This window comes from Streptomyces mirabilis, from assembly GCF_039503195.1.
Taxonomy (GTDB): domain Bacteria; phylum Actinomycetota; class Actinomycetes; order Streptomycetales; family Streptomycetaceae; genus Streptomyces; species Streptomyces mirabilis_D.
In genome coordinates this window covers 1,409,930-1,429,154 of sequence record NZ_JBCJKP010000001.1, presented here as the reverse complement: position 1 = coordinate 1,429,154, position 19,225 = coordinate 1,409,930, and the positions used below count along the sequence as shown (strand labels likewise).

The 19,225-nt window shown below is 67.8% G+C and carries 16 protein-coding genes and 2 pseudogenes; 12 read left to right on the top strand and 6 right to left on the bottom strand.

Annotated features, from left to right (window positions below; genetic code table 11):
• Positions 1-84 precede the first annotated feature (84 nt).
• The 7 genes and pseudogenes from AAFF41_RS07085 to AAFF41_RS07060 all read left to right on the top strand — a co-directional run.
• A pseudogene (locus AAFF41_RS07085) lies at positions 85-415 on the top strand (helix-turn-helix domain-containing protein); the annotation flags it as partial.
• Between the two features lie 360 nt (positions 416-775).
• Complete coding sequence (locus tag AAFF41_RS07080) at positions 776-1,300, top strand: hypothetical protein (RefSeq protein ID WP_343323699.1); 525 nt, start codon at positions 776-778, stop codon at positions 1,298-1,300.
• A 55-nt stretch (positions 1,301-1,355) separates the two neighbouring features.
• Positions 1,356-2,918 carry a trypsin-like serine protease gene (locus AAFF41_RS07075; protein WP_343323698.1) on the top strand — a complete coding sequence of 521 codons (1,563 nt, stop codon included), beginning with the start codon at positions 1,356-1,358 and terminating at the stop codon, positions 2,916-2,918.
• A 249-nt stretch (positions 2,919-3,167) separates the two neighbouring features.
• On the top strand, positions 3,168-7,034 hold the full coding sequence (locus AAFF41_RS07070; RefSeq protein ID WP_343323697.1) for a polymorphic toxin-type HINT domain-containing protein: 3,867 nt from the start codon (positions 3,168-3,170) through the stop codon (positions 7,032-7,034).
• 6 nt (positions 7,035-7,040) lie between these two features.
• Positions 7,041-7,448, top strand: coding sequence for a barstar family protein (locus AAFF41_RS51525; protein ID WP_351522445.1), 408 nt, complete (start codon positions 7,041-7,043; stop codon positions 7,446-7,448).
• Between the two features lie 448 nt (positions 7,449-7,896).
• Positions 7,897-8,508, top strand: coding sequence for a DUF4328 domain-containing protein (locus AAFF41_RS07065; protein WP_144314803.1), 612 nt, complete (start codon positions 7,897-7,899; stop codon positions 8,506-8,508).
• A 66-nt stretch (positions 8,509-8,574) separates the two neighbouring features.
• On the top strand, positions 8,575-8,943 hold the full coding sequence (locus tag AAFF41_RS07060) for a hypothetical protein (RefSeq protein WP_343323696.1): 369 nt from the start codon (positions 8,575-8,577) through the stop codon (positions 8,941-8,943).
• A gap of 194 nt (positions 8,944-9,137) precedes the next feature.
• On the opposite strand, the gene AAFF41_RS07055 is transcribed toward AAFF41_RS07060, so the two are convergent.
• Positions 9,138-9,650, bottom strand: a complete 513-nt coding sequence (locus tag AAFF41_RS07055; RefSeq protein ID WP_343323695.1) for a hypothetical protein — start codon at positions 9,648-9,650, stop codon at positions 9,138-9,140.
• A 211-nt stretch (positions 9,651-9,861) separates the two neighbouring features.
• On the bottom strand, positions 9,862-10,383 hold the full coding sequence (locus AAFF41_RS07050; protein ID WP_343323694.1) for a hypothetical protein: 522 nt from the start codon (positions 10,381-10,383) through the stop codon (positions 9,862-9,864).
• Between the two features lie 145 nt (positions 10,384-10,528).
• Between AAFF41_RS07050 and AAFF41_RS07045 the strand changes: the two genes are divergently transcribed.
• Positions 10,529-11,830 (top strand): IS256 family transposase, encoded by a 1,302-nt coding sequence (locus AAFF41_RS07045; protein WP_343323693.1) that lies wholly within the window; start codon positions 10,529-10,531, stop codon positions 11,828-11,830.
• A 372-nt stretch (positions 11,831-12,202) separates the two neighbouring features.
• Positions 12,203-13,696: an AAA family ATPase gene (locus tag AAFF41_RS07040; protein ID WP_343323692.1), complete on the top strand. Its 1,494-nt coding sequence runs from the start codon at positions 12,203-12,205 to the stop codon at positions 13,694-13,696.
• Positions 13,697-13,802: 106 nt separating this feature from the next.
• Here AAFF41_RS07040 and AAFF41_RS07035 read toward each other — a convergent pair whose 3' ends face one another.
• Entirely contained in the window at positions 13,803-13,988 is a 186-nt protein-coding gene (locus AAFF41_RS07035; RefSeq protein WP_343323691.1) for a hypothetical protein, read from the bottom strand.
• Positions 13,989-14,302: 314 nt separating this feature from the next.
• Positions 14,303-14,998, bottom strand: coding sequence for a DUF4241 domain-containing protein (locus AAFF41_RS07030; protein ID WP_343323690.1), 696 nt, complete (start codon positions 14,996-14,998; stop codon positions 14,303-14,305).
• A 412-nt stretch (positions 14,999-15,410) separates the two neighbouring features.
• On the opposite strand from AAFF41_RS07030, the gene AAFF41_RS07025 reads away from it, so the two are divergent.
• From AAFF41_RS07025 to AAFF41_RS07015, 3 genes and pseudogenes are all read left to right on the top strand, one after another.
• On the top strand, positions 15,411-16,046 hold the full coding sequence (locus AAFF41_RS07025) for a maleylpyruvate isomerase N-terminal domain-containing protein (RefSeq protein WP_343323689.1): 636 nt from the start codon (positions 15,411-15,413) through the stop codon (positions 16,044-16,046).
• Between the two features lie 249 nt (positions 16,047-16,295).
• Positions 16,296-16,517, top strand: coding sequence for a hypothetical protein (locus tag AAFF41_RS07020; protein ID WP_343323688.1), 222 nt, complete (start codon positions 16,296-16,298; stop codon positions 16,515-16,517).
• Positions 16,517-16,780: pseudogene (locus tag AAFF41_RS07015) on the top strand (hypothetical protein). The gene AAFF41_RS07020 and the pseudogene AAFF41_RS07015 overlap by 1 nt, the downstream one beginning before the upstream one ends.
• Positions 16,781-17,162: 382 nt before the next feature.
• On the opposite strand, the gene AAFF41_RS07010 reads toward AAFF41_RS07015, so the two are convergent.
• Both AAFF41_RS07010 and AAFF41_RS07000 read right to left on the bottom strand, forming a co-directional pair.
• Positions 17,163-17,612: a hypothetical protein gene (locus AAFF41_RS07010; RefSeq protein ID WP_343323687.1), complete on the bottom strand. Its 450-nt coding sequence runs from the start codon at positions 17,610-17,612 to the stop codon at positions 17,163-17,165.
• A gap of 394 nt (positions 17,613-18,006) precedes the next feature.
• The gene (locus AAFF41_RS07000; RefSeq protein WP_343323685.1) at positions 18,007-19,095 is read right to left on the bottom strand and encodes a glycosyltransferase family 2 protein; all 1,089 of its coding nucleotides are present in this window, start codon (positions 19,093-19,095) and stop codon (positions 18,007-18,009) included.
• Between the last annotated feature and the right edge of the window lie 130 nt (positions 19,096-19,225).

Genomic DNA, 19,225 nt, shown 5'->3' with positions numbered 1-19,225 from the left:
GCCGTGGAGGGGGCAGTCGAGCCTCGGGACTTCGGCGATGATCTCGTGGTGGCTGATGTGATCACGGTGTCGGAGCCGTCCTGAATAGCCCCGTTCACGGGGCTGAGCCCACGTCAGTTCGGCAAATTGATCACGGTGTTGCGGCGCGAGGGTGCCGCCCCCCGTCCGCAGGGGCCGGCCGTGGCCCCTGCCGCTGGAGGATCGCGTGCTGCTGGTCGCCGCGTACTGGCGGACGAACCTCACCCTGCGGCAGCTGGCGCCCCTCTTCGGGGTGTCGAAGTCGGCTGCAGACCGCATCATCGATCACCTCGGTCCGGCGTTCGCGCTCCAGCAGCGCAAGCGGTTCCGCAAGGACGCCGTGTTGATCGCGGACGGCACCCCGATGGCTACGCATCCGGGAGCGATCACGCGCCGGAGACTTGACCAACAAGGTCACAAGCCGGCGAACACTCATGCAAGATCAAGGCTGGAATTGAGCAAGAGTTCGCTAAACTTGTTCATAGTGAAAGCATAAAGAGCCGCACGCAAGGCCGCCCGAAGGGGTATGGGCGAAATTTTGTGCACCTTATGCCATATTTACGGCATTACATCCCCACCCCATCGTGAACTAAGCGCGCAGGTTCCATGACCTTCCCGTGGTGATCGCCACATTGTTTCCGGGCTTATGCCGTTTTAGGGTCTCGCTCGACCATTTATTTTCGCTTTACATCTTTATGCGCGGGGGCCGTAGATGCTTTTTCGTCATGCCGTCACCCATGCCTGGAAAGGAATTCGGGTGACTCCTGGTATGCGCAGGATGCTTCCCGTCGCGGGGGTTGCTGCCGTTCTGACGCTCGTGGGCACGCCGATGCTCGCGTCCGCCGACCCGCAGCCGACAGGGGGAAGCGCCGGGGGAACGCCGCCGTCCGCGGTGGAGGACTACGCGTATCCGAACGCGGATCGGATCCAGCGGGATCAGGGCATCAAGCTGATCAAGGGCGACGGGCACATCACCCTCGCCACGTGTGACGACTCCGCCCAGCAGATCAAGGTCCTCACCGTGCAGGGGCCGAGCGGCGATCCGCAGGGCGCGTACTGCTTCAAGGCGAGTGCCGCGAGCGGTTACCTCTCCCTCGAACTGCCGCGGGTGTTCGAGCTGGAGACCGCTGACCACCCCATCAGCGCCGATCTGAGGCCGCAGGACGACCCCACCGCGCCGGTGAAGACCGTGAATGTGGACAAGAAGAGCATCAAGAGTGTGGGCGAGGGCACGGCCGGTGGTGCACCGACCGTGCTGCTGGAACTGCGGGTCACCGGCTGACCGGTCCGCCTGCCTTCCCGCTTCCCGTTCTCGCACAACAGCAAGGAATATCTTCATGTCCGGCTTTCGTCCGCGCGCCGCGTGGACCGGCGGCCTGATCGCCGCCACTTCACTGACCGCCGTCGCCGCTCTCACTGCTGCACCAGCCACCGCCGTGTCCGGGCCGACCGCTTCTGCCGCGGTCTCGGCCGCAACCGCCCGGCTCGACGTCGGCGGCCAACGCGGCTGTTCGGCCACCCTGGTGGCTGCGCAGTGGCTCCTGACCGCCGCGAGCTGCTTCACCGACACCCCCGGCGGCACACTCGCCTCCGGCACGCCGAAGCTGAAGACGACCGCCACCATTGGTGGCAGCGTCCAGCAGGTGGTGAACCTGGTGCCGCGCACGGACCGTGACGTGGTGATGGCCCAACTGGCCAAGCCCGTCAGCGGCGTCACCCCCGTACCGGTGGCCGGCGCCGCGCCTGCCGCCGGGGACGAGGTCCAGGCCGCCGGGTTCGGGCGTACCCGCGAGGAGTGGGTGCCCGACCAGGTCCACGCGGCCGCTTTCACCGTGCAGAACACCGCCGCCACGACCCTCGACCTGGCGGGCAAGTCGGACGGCGCAGCGATCTGCAAGGGCGACACCGGCGGTCCGGTACTGGGCACCACCGGAGCGGTCGTGGGTGTCAGCAGCCTGTCCTGGCAGGGCGGTTGCCTGGGTACCGATCCGGCCGAGACCCGCACCGGCGCGGTGGTCGTCCGGGTCGACGACCTGTCCTCCTGGGTCCAGCAGGTCGCCTACGCCCCCGTCTTCGCGGCAGCCCCGTGGAAGCACGCCGTGCAGATCACGGCCGGCTACTACGCGGGCGACTCCGCCGGCGGTACGCGTCACATGGACCTGATCGTCGTCTGGGGCGACGGCGAGGTCACCCTCTACCAGGGCGGCTACGGGAACGACCCCGCCCGCCCCTTCGCCGCGGAACACCAGTTGAAGCCCGGGAAGAGCATCTTCACCCAGGCCGTCAACGTGACCGGCATCAACACCGGCGGCGGCACCGACGGAGTCGTGGTGCGGTGGTCCGACGGCGAGATGACCCTGTACACATCCGTCGACGCCAAGGGCTTCCACGGCGAGAAGCAGCTCGCCGCGCCCCGCTCCGCCGAGTGGAAGGACGACGCCCGGCAGCTGACCGGCGGCCGCTTCACCGCGAACGGCCTGCGCGACGACCTGCTGGTGAGCTTCAAGGACGGCCACGTCTCCGTCTTCAGCGACCTGGCGGTCAACGGGCTGAAGAAGCAGACCCAGCCCGTCGCCAAGAACAACACCTGGCCCGCTGCCGAGGTACTCGCCAGCGGCTCCTTCACCGGGAAGGCCACCGATGACCTTCTGGTGCGCTGGATCGACGGCGAGACCACCATCTACCCCGGCATGACCGGCACATCCCTGCCCGCCGAAGACAAGATCCGCTCCCGCAATTCGCAGTGGAAGGACGCTGCCGTCATCGCCGTAGGCGCCTTCACCGCCAACACCACCGCCAACGACATCCTCGTCCGCTGGAACGACGGCCACGTCAGCTACTTCACCGGCGTCGACGCCAAGGGCCTCCACGACGAAATCCAGCTCGCACCCGCAAGCTGACACACCCGGACACGACCTTGTGGGGGGCGGCACCCGGGCAACCGGCGAGCCGCCCCCTGGCCCTCGCCTGCCCGAACGTCCCCGGCGTGACCCCCAGCTGACCACGAACGATATGAGAGAGCGTTGAAGAGAAGGAATCCCGCGAGCATCGCGGTGAGATGGGTTGCGCATGCGACACGGATGCTCTGTCTGTGTCTGCTGCCGCTTGCACTCATAGTCGGTCTGCTCGGGAACGCGGCCTCCCATGCGATGGCCGACGGCACTCCGACCGGCGGCGGTACCGCCACCAACGACGTGTCCGACCGTGCCCGCGCGCTCGACCTTTGGTCGACGGGCGGCCCCGAGGTGCGAGCCAGCGCGGAAGTCGCACTGACCGGAAGTGATGACGACGTACGGCACTTCCTCGACACGGCGAACGACGCCAGGTTCCAGGACGAGCGCGTTGCCGTGGCCCAGCTCGCCAGCGTGGGCGGGCGGAATCTGCAGGACGCCGCCCGAACAGCCCTGGACGGAACCCAGGACGACCTGGAGGACTTCCTGGACGAGGGCTGGCAGGATCCGTACTTCCAGGACCAGCGGGTTCAGGTCGCACAGATCATCGATACGGGCGGCCCGGAGGTGAAGAAGGCCGGGCAGGCCGCGCTGAACGGAACGCCCGACGGCATCAAGGCGTTCTTGTCCACCGGTCAGTACGACCGGCAGGCGCAGGACGAACGGGTCGAGGTCGCGCAGATCATCGACGCGGGCGGCCCCAACATAGCCGCGGCGGGTCGGATCGCGCTGGACGGCTCGGCGGACGACATCCACGAGTTCCTCGAGGTCGGCCAGTACGTGGCGCGCGCCCGTGACCAGGAACACGCCAGCGTCGCGCAGTTGGCGGCGCAGGCCAAGGCGGCCGGCAGCAAAGCGGCGGCACAGACCAAGGCGGCCAAGGACGCCTCCGCGCGTGCCGTGACCGCGGCGAAGCTGGCCAAGGAGGCCGCGCAGAAGGCAGCGGCCGAGACCCAGGCGGCCAAGAACGACTCCCTGCACGCTGCTTCGGCGGCCGGACGTGCGGCCTCGGCGGCCAAGCAGGCCGCGGAGGCCGCGCAGGAGGCGATCGACGCCGCTTCCGCAGCCAACAACAGTGCGCGGCTGGCGGCCAGCGCCGCCGAGCAGGCCGCTTCGGCCGCGGTGGGTGCCGCGCAGGCAGCATCCCGTGCCCAGAGCGCCGCAGCGGACGCGGCCACGGACGCGGGGAAGGCGTCCGCGGCACGCAAGGCGGCCGATGACGCCCGCACCGCGGCCAAGGGAGCACGCCTGGCGGCGGACGCGGCCACGCAGGCCGGCAACGCCGCGGCCGACGCGGGCAACGCGGCCAAGGCCGCCGCCGATGCCGGCACCAACGCCGACGCCGCCGCCGACGCCGCAGACCAGGCCAACGACTACGCAACCCAGGCTGGCGTCCACTCGTCCGAGGCCGGTGCCGAAGCGGCTGCGGCCCACCGCCATGCGCAGGAGGCCAACCGCGCCGCCAACGCGGCCGCATCACTGGCCGCAGAATCGGCCGGTGCGGCCAGCGATGCCCGGGACGCTGCCAACGCGGCGGCCACGCATGCGGAGAACGCCGCCAAGGACGCCGATGACGCGGCAGCCCACGCCGGGCAGGCGGCCACCGCCGCTGCCCAGTCCGCGGCCCATGCCAAGGCCGCCCAGGCCGCAGCCGACGCGGCCACCGCGGCCGTCGACAAGGCCAAGAAGACCCACAACACCGCCGTCAAGATCGAGACGGAGGAGCTGACCGAACGCACCAACGCCGGCATCGCCCAGGCGAAAGACCTCAAGGCCCAGCAGGACCAGCAGACAGCCGCCGACACGGCAGCCGCCCAGCAGGTCAAGGACACCGACACCCAGGCCAAAACCCTGGCGACGCAGGCCACACAGCCCGGAGCCGACCCCAAGGCCCTCGCCCCGGCCGGTCGCAAGATTGCGCTGGCGACCATGCAGACCGGCAGACCCTGGAGCAGAGGCGCAGCCGAGGTGGCCCTCACCGGCAGCGACCAGGACGTCGTCGAGTACCTCACCACCCGCCGCACACAAGCCGCCCACCAGGACGACCGCTACCAAGTACAGACCCTGGCCCAGGAAAGCTCCCTGGCCTCGGTGCGCACCGCCGCCGAGGAAGCCCTCAAGGGCAGCGACGACCAGGTCTCCGCGTTCCTGGCCACCGGGCAGTACGAGGCCGGGGCCCAGGACTTCCGCGTCGCCATCGCCCAGATCATCGACGCCGGCGGACCGGTGGTGCATGAGACCGGCCGGGCCGCGCTGGACTCCGACGACCCGCAGAAATTCCGGCAGTTCATCACCACCGGGCAATACCAGGCCCGTACCCAGGACGAACGGGTCCGCGCGGCCCAGCTGATCGACAGCGGCGGCCCCGACCTCAAGTCCGCAGCACGCATCGCCCTGGAAGGCCCCGACGACCTGCTGGACCAGTTCATCCAGGTCGGCCAGTACAAGGCCCAGCGCCAGGACTTCCTCGGCGCCACCCACACCGCGCAGATCGCCCAGCTGATCGCGGACGCCGCCGGCATCGCGGCCACCGCCCAGCAGAACGCCGCCGACGCCCACAAGGCCGCCGCCACCGCCGCCAAGGCAGCACAGCAGGCCGCCGACTGGGCGAAGAAGGCCGACGCATCCGGCAAACAGGCCAAGGGCTACGCCGACCAGGCCGCCAAGTCCGCCAAGGACGCGCAGGCCTCCGCCGACCAGGCAGCCGCCTCCGCCCACACCGCGGCCAAGGCCGCCGCCTCCGCCGACAAGTCCGCGAGCGACGCGGCCACCTCCGCCGTCGACGCCGCCGGCTCCGCCCAGTGGGCCCAGGCATCCGCCACCGCCGCCTACACCGCAGGCGACCAAGCCCGCGCCTCCGCCACCGCCGCCGGCAAGGACTCCAAAGCCGCCGACCAGGCCTTCAAGGACGCCTTCCAAGCGGCCGTGGAGAAGAAGGAAGCCGAACGCAAGGCCGCCGAGAAGGACACCGGAAGCCAGGCCGAAGCACGCTACCGCTGCGGCATGCTCGGCTGTGAGCCCCGCGAACACCCGGCCCGCTGGTGCCAGCACAACGAGGTCCTCTGCGAGCTCTCCACCATGGGCCCCGCCGCCGATGCCGCGGGCAGGCAGGCGTGGACCTTCGAGAAGGACCTCCTGGGCCTTGGACAACTCGACGCCTGCAAGGGCGGGGACCCCGTGGCCTGCCTCCAACTCGCCGAGGACGTCACCCTCAGGTCCAAGTTCAAGCTCCTCGAACGAGGTATGGACGCGCTGCAGGACTTGCGCCTCAAGCGGTACGTGCCGGGATGCGCCCAGTGCTTCCCGGCCGGCACCAAGGTCCTCATGGCCGACAGCGGCACGCGGCGTATCGAGACGATCCACCCGGGTGACACCGTCCTGGCTACTGACCCGGCCACGGGCCGCACCGCAGCCCGCAAGGTCAGCCGTCTCATCATCACCGATGGCGACAAGCACTTCGATGAACTCACCATCACCACCCCTGACGGCCCCCGCAAACTCACCGCCACCTACGAACACCCCTTCTGGAACCCCTCAGCACATCAGTGGGTCAAAGCCCGCGACCTCACCCCCGGCACCACACTCCTCAGCACTCACCGCACCACCGTGCGGGTCAAGGCCAACCGCGCCTTCGATCAGCACACCCGCACCTACAACCTCACCGTCGACGACCTCCACACGTACTATGTGCTGGCGGGCGAGACACCGGTCCTGGTGCACAATTCCACCACCCCATGTCCGACCGTTGCGCGAATTGCTCCCGGGTCTCTTCCTCCAACGGAAGAGGCTGCTCTTGGTCGCACTTTGAGTCATATTGACGCGGGAACAGTCCCCACTGGTCCGACTGCGAGGCGATGGGGTATTCCATTCCAAAATCGAGAGGGGAAGTTGCCCGGTGGACAGGGGGCCAACTCTCCCTACCGCGAGTATCGTGTAGAGCCGCCTCCCGGCACCTCCGGGGCCGGCGCCCTTCGCGTGGTTCGCAACGATCAGACGGGTGAGACGTACTACACATGGACGCACTACGGCGATTCCGGAGACCCGGCATTTGTTCAGGTTCGGTGATCGGGCATGAATGATTTCGAGTCAGGGCTTACGTGGGTCCGTGGCGATGAAATGTGCTCTCTTGCGAGCAGTATCGCCCAGCAGGGGTATCGTGTGTACTCCATAACCACTGCTGACGGCTCAGGTCGCGCGGCATTCTTCAATGCCGTTCGCGCAGCACTTCCGTTGGATCCTCCGGTGGTAAGCTCGCGTAGCTTGGACGCGCTGTCAGATTCTCTGTGGGGCGGGATCCAGTCAACCGATGATCAGAAAATCGCGATCATCTGGGAAGACTCATCGCGCTTCTTCGAGGCGTCTCCCGAGGAATTTGAGGATGCGTGCTCGGTCCTGGCTGAAGTCGCCGAGTCTCTAGCTGATCGGACGTTTACAGCGGGGCAGCCGAAACAGGTTCGCGTCTTCGTTTCAAGAGAGTAGTTCTCACGTCGAATCCAAGCCCAGAACTACTCCGATGATGGCGCCTTCGACGGTTATACGATGGGTAACCATCGACCGATTTGATCACCCCTCAGGGTGGCAGGTTGAGATCCTGTGGTGCGGGTGTTTCCTGAGCCCGCACCACAGTGGAGCTTCTCCGTCCAGACGGGCCTTACGGACTTACGCGGCCGTCGTCCGAGGATCCGGTACCGGCAGTTATTTTTCACGGCCGGTAAGGAGTTCGGTCCCCGGACGCTCTACTGGGCCGATCACGGAATGGGTTGGGTCGGAACACGCAGTATGAAATGCGATCCTGCAGCACCCCGCTGAACGGTTTGCGGGATTCTTGATTCCCTTGGGGGTTCCAGCGTTGTTGTCTCAGCCTTTCGACATACCGCCGCCGCAGACGCTCCTTCGCTCGCCGCGCGGACTCGCCACAGCCACGAGCGTGTTGCTCGGCCTGGTCGCCGCAGCCGACCTGTTCGCCCTGTACGCGGGGATGCGGATGCACAGTGTGAGCGGTGATCTGCTCAACCGCAGCGCCGACGACATCGCCGGCGCCGACGACCTGTACAAGCTGGCCGGGAACCTCCAACTGATCGGGATCCTCGCCACCGCCGTCGTGTTCGTCGTCTGGTTCTACCGGGTCCGCTGCAACGCGGACATGTTTGCGCAGGACGTGTGCACGCGGAGCCGGGGCTGGGCCATCGGCGGCTGGTTCATCCCGATCGGCAACCTGTGGATTCCGTTCACGATCGCCCGCGAGATCTGGACTGCGAGCGCGCAGAACGCACCGGACAGATCGTGGCGCGAGGTCTCCCAGCGGCCCGTAGGGCTGTGGTGGGCCGCCTGGACCGCAGCCCTGGTGATGGCCCGGATCGGTTCCACCATGCAGTCCCAGGCCGGGAGCCCCGAAACCCTCCAGCGCGCCGCTGACGTGACCATGATCGCCGATGCGTTGAACCTCACGGCCGCACTCCTCGCCATCGCCTTCGTAAGAAAGCTGACGGCGATGCAGCAGCACACCGAAGCGACCCCGGGACCGGTCGCCGCCGCCTAGAGGGTGCGTTTCATAGGCGGCTGTCCGCTGATGTCCGCAGCATGATCGGCCAGTACAGTCGCCCTCATGGCAACACCGGTACTGCGGGCGATTGAGTGGGACGGGACGTCATGGGACGACCCGTCTGACGAACATCTGCACGATCTGCTGGCCGACATGAGCCTGACTTGGCGATTTGTAGTTGTCCAGCGGCTCGACCTCGAACCTGTCGGCCAGCACTACATGCAGGTCTATCTCAACGACGACCTCAGCTACCGGGTTGAATACCGCGAGGGTGGCCCAGACAGGCACTTCCACGCCCGGGTGCCGCGCGAGCACGAGGTGTTCGCCGTGGAACCTGTAGCCGAAGTGCTTCAGGACTGGGCCCGGGGGCGGCCGGGCTGGCGTAAAGCTCTTCCCTGGGCTCCGTGGCCACCGGTGGAACCAGCGCGATGAACCTCGTGCGGCGCGATGCGCGCCCTCACAGCCACTCGTTGATCGCCGCGATGACCACGGTGGCTTCGTAGCGGACGGAGAGTTTGATGCCCCTACAGCCGGCTGTGAGGTCGCTGATGTGACAGAGCATTTGATCTGGCGAGTTGAGCACGGGGCGGGCAGGGTACCGGCACAGCCTGGCAGCGGCTCGCGCGCTACGAAGGCCCCGCCCATCCATGCGTGGCCGGGGTGCCTTCAAGAGGCAGGCGTTCGCGGTAGTACTCCGAGTCCAACCACTCCTCGATCACGAAGAGCGGGCGCGACAAGTGCACATCCGCAATCTGCTGGGCCCGCAGAATCAACCCGAGATCGGTCAGGGAGAGGGAGTCATCGGGGGTGTACAACAGGCAGTTGCCGTGCTCGGCTGCGTAGCCAAGGAGGTACTGGTGCGCCTGCTCGGGATCGCGGCCCGCCAGCGCGAAGCCTGCAAGATAGACCTGCGGACCGGTGATCGCATCCAACGCCACGCACGCCAGTTTGCCCGCGTCGTAAAACGCCGCCACCCCGTCGGCGAAGTCTTCCCGTCGGTACGGGCCACCCGCACGTTCCTGGGGCCCTGAAACCTGGAGCGCGTCGGCGACCTCAGCCGAACTCATCCCAAACCGCAGCGGCCCCACGCCAACGTTGGGCAGCGACTCCCAACGCTCCCGCTCCTCGTCAGCCCTCACTGTCCCAACCCTTCATCTGGCCGGCTCACAGCCGTATCTTCGCTCCTGGCATGCGTACGTGCCCAGCTGCCAATGTGCCAACTGGCACCTACATACAGGTACTCCGAGGCGAACCATCCTCAGGAGATGACGGCCCGCTGACCGGGGAAGAACGCCGAACGCTCAACTCACCAACCTGGGCAACGCGATGCGATCTTCGCTGTCTGACCGGTCACCCGGGCTCCCTGACGTTCCACTCCCGCGGCAGCCCCGCGCCGCAGAAGACGCAGACGAAGTCCTCCTCCCGCACGATGTTGAGCTCCCGGCAGGAGCGGCATCGGCGGAAGACCACCTCGTGCGTGAACCCGGACGGTCGATGGATCCCGATCCGATCCAGGGCCTCGGCCACGGCTGGCCATGAGCTGACGTCCGGGCAGTAGCCGGTCGACTGGTTGCTGACCTCCTCGACCACCCACCGTCCGGACTCCTCACGGAAGCTCATCTCACCGGCGCTCAGCACCTCTCCGTCACCAGCACACACCACGTGCTCGCTGCGGCGCGGAGCCAGTCGCAGCACCCCGCCGCCATCGACGACGAACGTGAACGGCTCGGCCAACTCATCCAGGGGCAGCGCAGAGACCCACTCGCCGAAGTCCGCCGACGAGCGGATGCTCCGACCATCACCACCCGCCCGGACGAGCGCCTTCAGCTCGGCCGGACCCACATACCGATACCTCTGCCCCCGCGTCTCCACGCACACCAACCTAGTGGCTCACACAGCCAGGACCTGGGAAATTACCGGCTCTGGTGAAGATCGGGGACTGTCCTGAAGTTTGTGTGTCTGGCCTGGTATGACCCTAGTTGGCATGAGATGGGTTCTCTGCCGGGAAGGATCACAGATGGGCAGCAAGGACGAACCGGGCCCCGTTGAAAGCGAGCACCAGGTGCGGACGGGGGCAGAGTTGGCGCGGATCGCTGAGAAGAACCGGGATTTGGCCGAGGAGTTGGTGGAACGGGCCCGACGGGACGGGCTCCAGTTGGTGGGCGAGAGCGGTCTGCTCACCGGGCTGGTGAAGCTGGTCCTGGAGGGTGCGCTGGAGGCCGAGATGGCCGAGCACCTGGGCTACGAGAAAGGAGACCCGGCCGGCGCGGGGTCGGGCAACCACCGCAACGGCACCAGCCGCAAGACCGTGCTCTCCCAGGTGGGGCCGGTGACCATCGACATCCCCCGCGACCGCGCGGGATCGTTCACGCCACAGATCGTGCCCAAGCACGCCCGCCGCGTCGAGGGCTTCACCGAGACCGTCGTCTCCCTGTACGCGAAGGGCCTGACTACCGGGGAGATCCAGGCCCACCTCGCGGAGGTCTACGACGTGGAGGTCTCCCGCGACCTGGTCTCCCGCGCCACTGCCCAGGTCGCCCAGGACCTGGCCGCCTGGCGCACCCGGCCGCTGGACCGCGTCTACGCGGTGCTGCTGATCGACTGCATCTACATCAAGATCCGCGACGGCGCGGTCGCGAACAAGCCGGTCTACATCGCGGTCGGCATCAACCTCGATGGGGACCGCGACGTGCTCGGGATGTGGGTCGGCACCGGCGGCGAGGGCGCCAAGCAGTGGATGACCTGGCTGACCGAACTACGCAACCGCGGCGTTGGGGACGTCCTGATCGCCTGCTGCGACGGCCTCAAGGGGCTGCCGGAGTCGATCAACGACGTGTGGCCCCAGACCGACGTCCAGCTCTGCGTGGTCCACCTCGTGCGCACCAGCCTGCGCTACTCGGCCAAGCAGCACTGGGCCGCCATCGCCCGCCAGCTTCGCGAGGTCTACACGGCCAAGACCGCCGACGAGGCCGAGCAGCGCTTCGTCCGCTTCGAAGAGGAGTGGGGCCAGCGCTACCCGGCAGTGATCGACACCTGGCGCCGCAACTGGGAACACGTGATCGTCTTCATGCGCTTCCCGGCCCCGATCCGCCGCGTCGTCTACACCACCAACATGATCGAGTCCCTCAACTCCCGCTTCCGGCAAGCAACGCGGCGACGCGGCCACTTCCCCGACGACGACGCGGCATTGAAGGTGCTCTACCTGGTCATCCGCAACCCGATCAAGAACCGGGCCAACGTCACCGGCAAGACACCCGCCTGGAAGCAGGCCATCAACATCCTCGCCAGCTACTACGGCGACCGCGTCACCAACCACTGACAGGAATCATCCACACCAGACCGCACACAAAGATCCAGACACTCCCGAAGATCGCGATCGTTGATGCGATGTGCCGGTTTGGTGTCGGTGGGTGGGTGTCAGTGACGGCATGTCAGGCCGGGGCGTTTTCGCTGTTGGTGGGGTGTTGAGCATGGGGAGTCGCTGACATAGGGCGGTGTCTGGTGCCGTTGTGACTGTCATGGGGCGGTACACCCCGTCCTGTTCCGCTGTCATGGGAACGGCACTTCTGATCCTTCGGTGGCTGTGCGGCGGCACGGTGGTCGGTGTCGGTGTCCGCAGGGGGAAGGGCGCGGGGTGGGGGAGTCGGGCGCGTGGGGTGAGGTCACGGCGGGGTTGAGGGTGTCCAGGCCGGTGCTGGTGGCGCGGCTGCTGGAGCTCGATGCGGTCGGGGCGCTGACGACGGCGCACGTGCGGGCGGGCGCCCAGGTCGCTGGGGTGAATGCGCGGACGGTGCGGCGCTGGCTGGAGGCGGCGCGGACGGAGGGCCGTGTGGAGCGCAGGCCGCGGGCCCGGCTGGAGTTGTCCGACCAGGCGTGGGAGGTGCTGGCGCAGGCGGGCGGGAACGTGTCGGTGTTGCATCGGCACTTGAAGGATGCCGGTGGAGAGGCGCCCTCGCTGGCGTCGTTGCACCGGGTGGTGCGCCGGGACCTGGAGGCCGGCAGGGCTCTGCCGGATCGCGCGGTGGTGCGGCGGGAGCGGGAGGAGCAGCAAACGCGGCAGGCGCTGGCTGACCTCGCCCTGGCCGGGACGCGTGAGGGTGGCGAGGCGAGGGCGGCTGCGCGCCGGCCGCCGCACCCCGCGCCGGCGGCGGCATCCGCGGTCCTGCCGTCGGGGGAGGGCGGCGCGGTGGTGGGTGTGGCGTTGCCGGCGGGAGCGCAGTTGGTGCGGACGTCGTTGGTGCGGGCGGTGGCCGAGGCGATCGGGCAGGCGATGGCGGCGGAGGGCGCGGTGTGTGTGTTCGGCGACCCGGGCCGGGGCAAGACCGCCGCCGTGCGGATGGCGCTCGGCGAAGTGCCCGCAGGCTGGAAGGTGACGTGGGTGCCGGTGCTGGTGCGCCCGTCGGTGGCTGGCATGAGGCGGGCGGTGTTCGACGCTCTGGCGCTGCCGGGCCGCTTCCCGCACACCTCTGCGCTGGCCGACGTCGCGGTCGCGGGGGCTCTGGGCGAGGCGCGGGTGCTGGTGGTCGATGAGGCGCAGCGCCTGCCTGGGCCGTGCCTGGAGTATCTGCAGAGCCTGTGGGATGACCCCGGCACGCGGATCACGCTGGTGCTGTGCGGGGCGGGCAGCGAGCGGGCGCTGTCCCGGCTGCCGCAGTTGGCATCGCGGGTCGGCGCGTGGCAGGAGGTCCCGCGCCTGGCCGCAGCGGAAGTGGCGACCGTGGTGGCTGACTTCCATCCGCTGTGGCGCACCGTCCCGGCCCCGGATCTGACGTGGATCGACCAGTCGTGTGCGCACGGCACGTTCCGCACGTGGGCCGCTTTGACTGCGCACAGTTCGAAGCTGCGGGGGCTGGGTGCGGAAGCGGTGGCTACACGGCCCCCGACCTATACCGCCAGACGGCGTGTTCCAGTCCGCCCTGGTCATGCCCGAGAATCGCGGCTGCTTCCTCGTACACGGCTCGCAGTTGCTCGTAGCGGAGGTCCGGTACACCGGCATCCGCAGCGAAGGTGCGCAGATGTACGTCGACGGCGACCTGCGAACGGCCGACAAGGTTGCCGATGTAATCGATGCTCTTCGGTCCCACCCCCTTCGCAGTGCGTAGAACGGCGCGATTGGCTTGCTGGCCGAGCCACGCGTGGAGATCGTCGCGGGTATCGACCCCGTTGGCAGTCAGCAGGTCAGTGATGGCGTGGGCCGTCGCGACCTTCTGGGAGTGGTTGAAGTTCATGGCGACGGCGAGGTCTTCTGTGGCGAGCCGTCTCTGGAAACCGCGGACTGTCGTTGCATCGGGCTAGTCCGTTTGAAGCCGGAGAAGTCGCGGCCGAAGGGTCGCCTCGTACTTACAGCGGGCGTGGAAGCTGGCGTCGCAGATGACAGCGCCCATGTGGGTCCATCCGCCGGGCCGGGGGAACGAGCCGTCGCCGAGGAGGTGCTGCACGTGGTCGGCGAGCCGCTGGGCGAGGCTGAGTGCGGTCATAGATCAATGATGACGCTCTGGTCTGATGATCCGAGTGGAGAGCTCAAAACGCCTCGAACGGTTGAGCGCTGCTGATCACTGGGCCGGGGAATGTTCACGAGAAATGAAGTCGGTGCATGAGGGCGGCGGGCCGTCGACTACCTGTCTCTGAACCTGACGGTGTAGGCCAGCGGCGCTCAGCCGGAGCATCGGAGAACCGTCCCGTTCGCGAAACGTCGCCGTGACGGACCCGCGAAGGGAAATCTGGGGCTCCGTGCAGTTGCGGTACGCAGTGAGAGCAGTCGCCGTTGCCGGGGAGCCGTACTGAATGGTCCTCAGGCCAGCGCGGCCATGCCCATGTGGCCCATGACGACGATGGAGCTGAGCTCTCCGTTTTCTGTACGGCCGAGCCAGGCTACGGAAAGTCCTTCGGTGGCGGAGAAGGTGATGAGGTCTGCGCCCCGGGCCTCATCACGGACCATCTCGAACTCGCCGCCGCCCACGTTCTCGGTGTCACGGGACACAAGGATGCCCGGTGCTGCTGCCCTGCACTGCTCCCAGAACCTGCGGAACGGCGCTGTCAGCGCAGGCCAGGCTGTCGCATCGCCGAAGCTGCCCATGGAGGTGTCCGTGTTGAATCCGACCTCGTCGCCCTGACGAAGGCGTTCGATGTTGTCGCCTGCGGCGATGCCCATCTCCCAGACCGCCACCGTGTCCTCCCGCACGCACAAACGCGTCGCAGCCACCTCGCGGCCGGAGAAGTGCTCCCCCATGAACTCGTACGGTGCTTCCGTCCACGCCGCGTCCACCCCGTACGCACCAGGAGGGATCCGAACCGCAAGCTCCCGCGGCTCCCTGTCCTCCAGCCATGGGGTGTCCACCACGAGCCGGCCGCTTGGCACGCGGATCGACGTCACCCGAGCCACCTCTACCACTTCAACGAACGTCAGTGGATCACCACGCCGCACCCCCAGCCGGGTGCCCGGCGTGAACACCGCATCGAGATAGGCGCGGACCTCCGGCGCCGCCACCAGTCGACCATCCCCCACGTATGCCACCTTGTGTTCTCACCACGACCCAACCAGAACTCACGACGATAGGCCCACGCTCGGACATCGCATTCCGGTCGCAGTTGGGGCCGGCATGTAGGGCTGTGCCGGTTTCTTCGGGAGTCGTTTGTCGGGCGGGTAGGCGTACGCGGTCTCACTCGACCCGCCCCCTTGCAATCGAACACCAAGGTGACGCTCCGCGACCGCTCCCCAAGATCTGTGCCAGAACCGACTTTTGATGTCGCCCGGCACGCGCGCCTGTAGCAACGCGAGGCATTTGAGCGGTTATCACCTCCCGAAGCGTGTGCGCTGAGTGGACGGTCGTGTGGCATCTCGCCTCTCCCGTCAGCGACACCGCGTAGGGTTGAGATTCCGGACGGATCATGGGGGGCCTGTGAGCCTGAAGAACGCCTACTTGGAGACCGCCGCGCAGGCCGTAGCGTTGCTGGACGCACCGGAAGTAGCCGCGTCGTGGGAGAAACCCAGCGCGTTGGCGCAGTGGACCGTCGGAGGTCTGGCCGGCCACCTTGCGTATCAGATCTTCAGCGTGGATCCGGCGCTGGAGGGGCCCGCCTCTGAGCGGGAGCCCATCCCTGTGCTGGAGCACTATTCGCGGGCCGTGTGGATCGACGCGTCACTCGACGGCGAGATCAACTCTGGGATTCGAGCGAAGGGTGAAGGTATCTCGTCCGAAGGTGTGCGGCGGCTGGTCGAGCGGGTCCATGCCGCGCTCGACCAGCAGCGAACCGGCCTCGAGGAGGTGCACGGCGACTGGGTGGTGTTCATGCCGCAAACAGGGTGGGCGCTGAGCCTGGACGATTTCCTCGTGACGCGGATGGTTGAGCTCTCTGTGCATATGGATGACCTCGCGGTCAGTGTGGGCCTCAGCGCACCGGAGCTTCCCGGGACTGCCCTCGATCCCGTGGTTGCACTGCTGACCGGGCTTGCCGTCCGGCGCCATGGCCAAGCAGCCTTGCTGCGCGCCCTGACTCGCGCGGAGCGGACACCATCTGCGATCAACGTGTTCTGACCGTCGCGTCAGCTTGCGTCAGACCTCGATGCGCAAGACGCGGTGCGCATCGAGCGGGTGCCCACGAGACGACGCGCAAGGTGCGTGCACAGCCGCCGATCGGCCGTTTCTTCCCTTGCGCGTCGTCAGAGACCCGGATGGCGAGCTCGCACCCAGGAGCAGCCGCTCACCCCCGCCTGGGTCGAAGGCCTCCCGGCCCGCGGTGGCTCGCACTACCGTGGACCTCACCACGATGCGTAGGAGATCGTCATGAGTCAGGAACCGCCCGCACGCCAGCCGTTGGAGCCCGCGGCCGCGGACGCGGTCCGCGCGTATGCCGCCCGGACCCGGGCTGATGCCGACCGGTTCGCCGGCGCGCTCGAGGACATCGCGGCCAACGGACTGCCGGCGGTCGAGGAATGCACGCCGTGGGAGGAACTGCGCGGGGCTCACCTCGCCCGCCTGGCAGCCCAGCGCCCGGCCGTCGCCTGATGACAGGACGACGCCGCGCTCAGGTCGCCTTCAGCGACTCCGCTGCGAAGCAGCTGGAGAACCTCACCGACTAACACCAGATTCACGCCCTGGACCGCGCCCTGGTCGCCATCTCCGTCGACCCCGAGATCGGCGAAGCGATCCCCGGCGACACCACCCACCCCGAACTCCGCCAGTACGCAGACGAGATCGAACGCGTCCGCGTCCTGTACTTCGTCACCGCACTGCGCACCGTTGTGGTCGTCGCGTACATCGAGGCCTGACCGCCCAGACCACGATGCGTGGGTACAGGGCGAGTTCCACGGGCAAGTCGCCAATCTCCCTACCGGCACCCCTACCGGTGCCCCTACCGTTCCCCCTACCAAGTCCCCTACCGGCAGGCAGAGCGGCTTGCCCGCTGTCTGTGCAGGTCATACCCCTTGACCAGCCCCGACCACGCGCCGCGACAACCCTCTTCCCTCTCCTCTGTCCTGCCTGCTTCTTGGGATGTATCTGATGTTGGGTGGGGGAGGCAGACAGCGGCGGATCGGGGGCGAGGGTTCGGGGGCGGGTCTGGTGTCTGTTGCGCGTCGGGCGGCGGCCCTCCGCGCTCGCGCCGGGCAGGGGCCGGCGTACCGGTGGGGCGGGCAGCGGCGGGGACGGGTGTCAGGGCGGTGTGCCGGGTTCGGCCGACTGCTCGCGCTTGTGGACGACGCGGGCCTCGTTCACGGCGCGCTGCCAGCTGCGGTCGACACCGCCGTGTTCACGCGCCAGTTCGGCAGCGAGCCCGCGGCGATGACCGCCTGGCCGGCGCAGCGCGTCCAGCGCCACTTCAACGGCCCGCTCCCGCTGTTCACGGCCGGGGCCACCGCCGCGGGTTCCCTGCCCGTCTCCGGGACGACGGCCTGACCCGAGCTGCGCTGTGCCGACGTCCTCCTGCCAGGCCGCCCAAAAGGCCTCGACGGCCTGCTGATCGAAATAGATCGTCCGGCCCACTGTGCAGACGGGCTCCGGGTGCCGCGGACGCTCGGGGCGCCGGCCCCGCTCGGCGTACCAGCGAGCGACCGTCGATGCAGCCGCACCCGTGTGCTGAAGGATCCAGGCGCGGCTCACCACCCGCTGAGAGCCTATGCCGCCCATTGCAGTCCGAGGGCGGCCAGCTGCTGGAGTTTGTCCGCGGTGAGCGTCCCCCGCCTGGATCGTGTGTTGGAGAGGAACACCCCAAGCTTCACCGGGTACTCCTGGCCGTCGACCACGACCGTCTCTACGTGGCTCCTGGGTGCGATGTGTCGGCTTCGTGTCAGTGAGAGCGTGTCAGTCACGGTTGAGTGGGAGAACTGTGTACCTGCTGGTCGTCGCCCTGTGGCTGGGGGCTTGCCACTGACACGGCGGTGGTACTTCGCGACCTCGCGGCTGTCATGGGGTGGTACATCCCCAGCTGGGTCACTGCCACGAAGCCGGCACATCGCACCTGACATTGAGTGTCCCGGTCGGTGCCGCTCAGCCTGCGCTACCCTCCGCGGACGGTGGCGCCCCGGGAGACGAAGCCGCGTGCGAGCTGAGGGAGCCTGGCGGCCTCGAAAGCGCTGTACATCCCGCTCGCGACGAGTTGGAACTTGACGCCCTCGCGGCCATCGGGGCGCTCGTAGCCGTCGGGGAGGAATCGGCGGTAGTGCTCGCTGGCGCGTTGGAAGAACTGCGGGCGCTCGGCGCGGGAGAGGCACCCCTCAAGATTGAGAAGGAAGAGGTAGTGACGAATCATGCGAGTGAAGAGAAAGGGAGCCAGAGCGTCCAGGGCGGTGCGCTCCTGCAGCAGACCGAAGCTCTCTTCGTACCTGGCGAAGACGTCGAAGTGGGTGCCGCCTGGCGCGTCTGCGGGGTGTTGGGTGAGCCGGCGGCGGATTTGCACGCAGTTCCATCTCAGAACGCCGATCCGGTCAGCGGCGAGCATGGCGCGGTGGACAGCCGAGACCTCCTCGTAGAGACCGTCGGGAAATGAGAGGTGCTGCCGGATCCACATATTGCGGCGGAACAAGCGGTCCCAGGAGTAGGCGGGGGCACCGAACAACTCAGGCAGATCGATCGGGGCGAAGGACTCACGCCCCTGCTGGGCAATCAGCTCGGCGGCGGCACCGTGCCAGGAGCGACGGTGATGCAGACGCGTATGCCCGAAGAGAAGAACGTCCGGCTCGTCTGTAGCTTGCAGCTGGTCGGCCATGGCCTGAAGTGTTGTACCCCCGACGATGTGATCGCTGTCCAGGAACAGCAGGTAATCACCGGCGGCGTGCTCCGCGCCTGCGTTGCGTATCCGGCCGATGCCGACGACACCCTTCAAGCGCACGACGGACACGCGCCCGTCACGCTGAGCGTAGTCATCCACCACGTTCGCAGGGCACTCAGGCGACTGGTCCAGGACCGCGACGACCTCCAGATCCCGGAAGGACTGGTTCAGGATCGAACGCAGGCAGCTCTCCAGCTGACCCTGCAGGTCGTGAGCGGCGACTATGACGCTGATCATTGGGGATGTACGCATGATCATCGAAACATAGGTCGGCAGCTCAAGGCATGACAAGCTATCGGACGTGAGGGTCTGGTGCACGACCGGGTGACATCTGAACTGGCTTGCCCTGTGGCGCGGGTCGGAAGGATGTCGCTGTGCCCAATCCTTATCCCGAGGAGTTCCGCGGGGACGTCGCGCGGGTCGCGAGGAACCGCGGTCCGGACGTGAC

Coding starts and splice junctions, on each gene's coding strand:
- AAFF41_RS07075 (WP_343323698.1), top strand. CDS start 1,356: ATGTCCGGCTTTCGTCCGCGCGCCGCGTGGACCGGCGGCCTGATCGCC.
- AAFF41_RS07070 (WP_343323697.1), top strand. CDS start 3,168: ATGGCCGACGGCACTCCGACCGGCGGCGGTACCGCCACCAACGACGTG.
- AAFF41_RS51525 (WP_351522445.1), top strand. CDS start 7,041: ATGAATGATTTCGAGTCAGGGCTTACGTGGGTCCGTGGCGATGAAATG.
- AAFF41_RS07060 (WP_343323696.1), top strand. CDS start 8,575: ATGGCAACACCGGTACTGCGGGCGATTGAGTGGGACGGGACGTCATGG.
- AAFF41_RS07045 (WP_343323693.1), top strand. CDS start 10,529: ATGGGCAGCAAGGACGAACCGGGCCCCGTTGAAAGCGAGCACCAGGTG.
- AAFF41_RS07035 (WP_343323691.1), bottom strand. CDS start 13,988: ATGACCGCACTCAGCCTCGCCCAGCGGCTCGCCGACCACGTGCAGCAC.
- AAFF41_RS07020 (WP_343323688.1), top strand. CDS start 16,296: ATGAGTCAGGAACCGCCCGCACGCCAGCCGTTGGAGCCCGCGGCCGCG.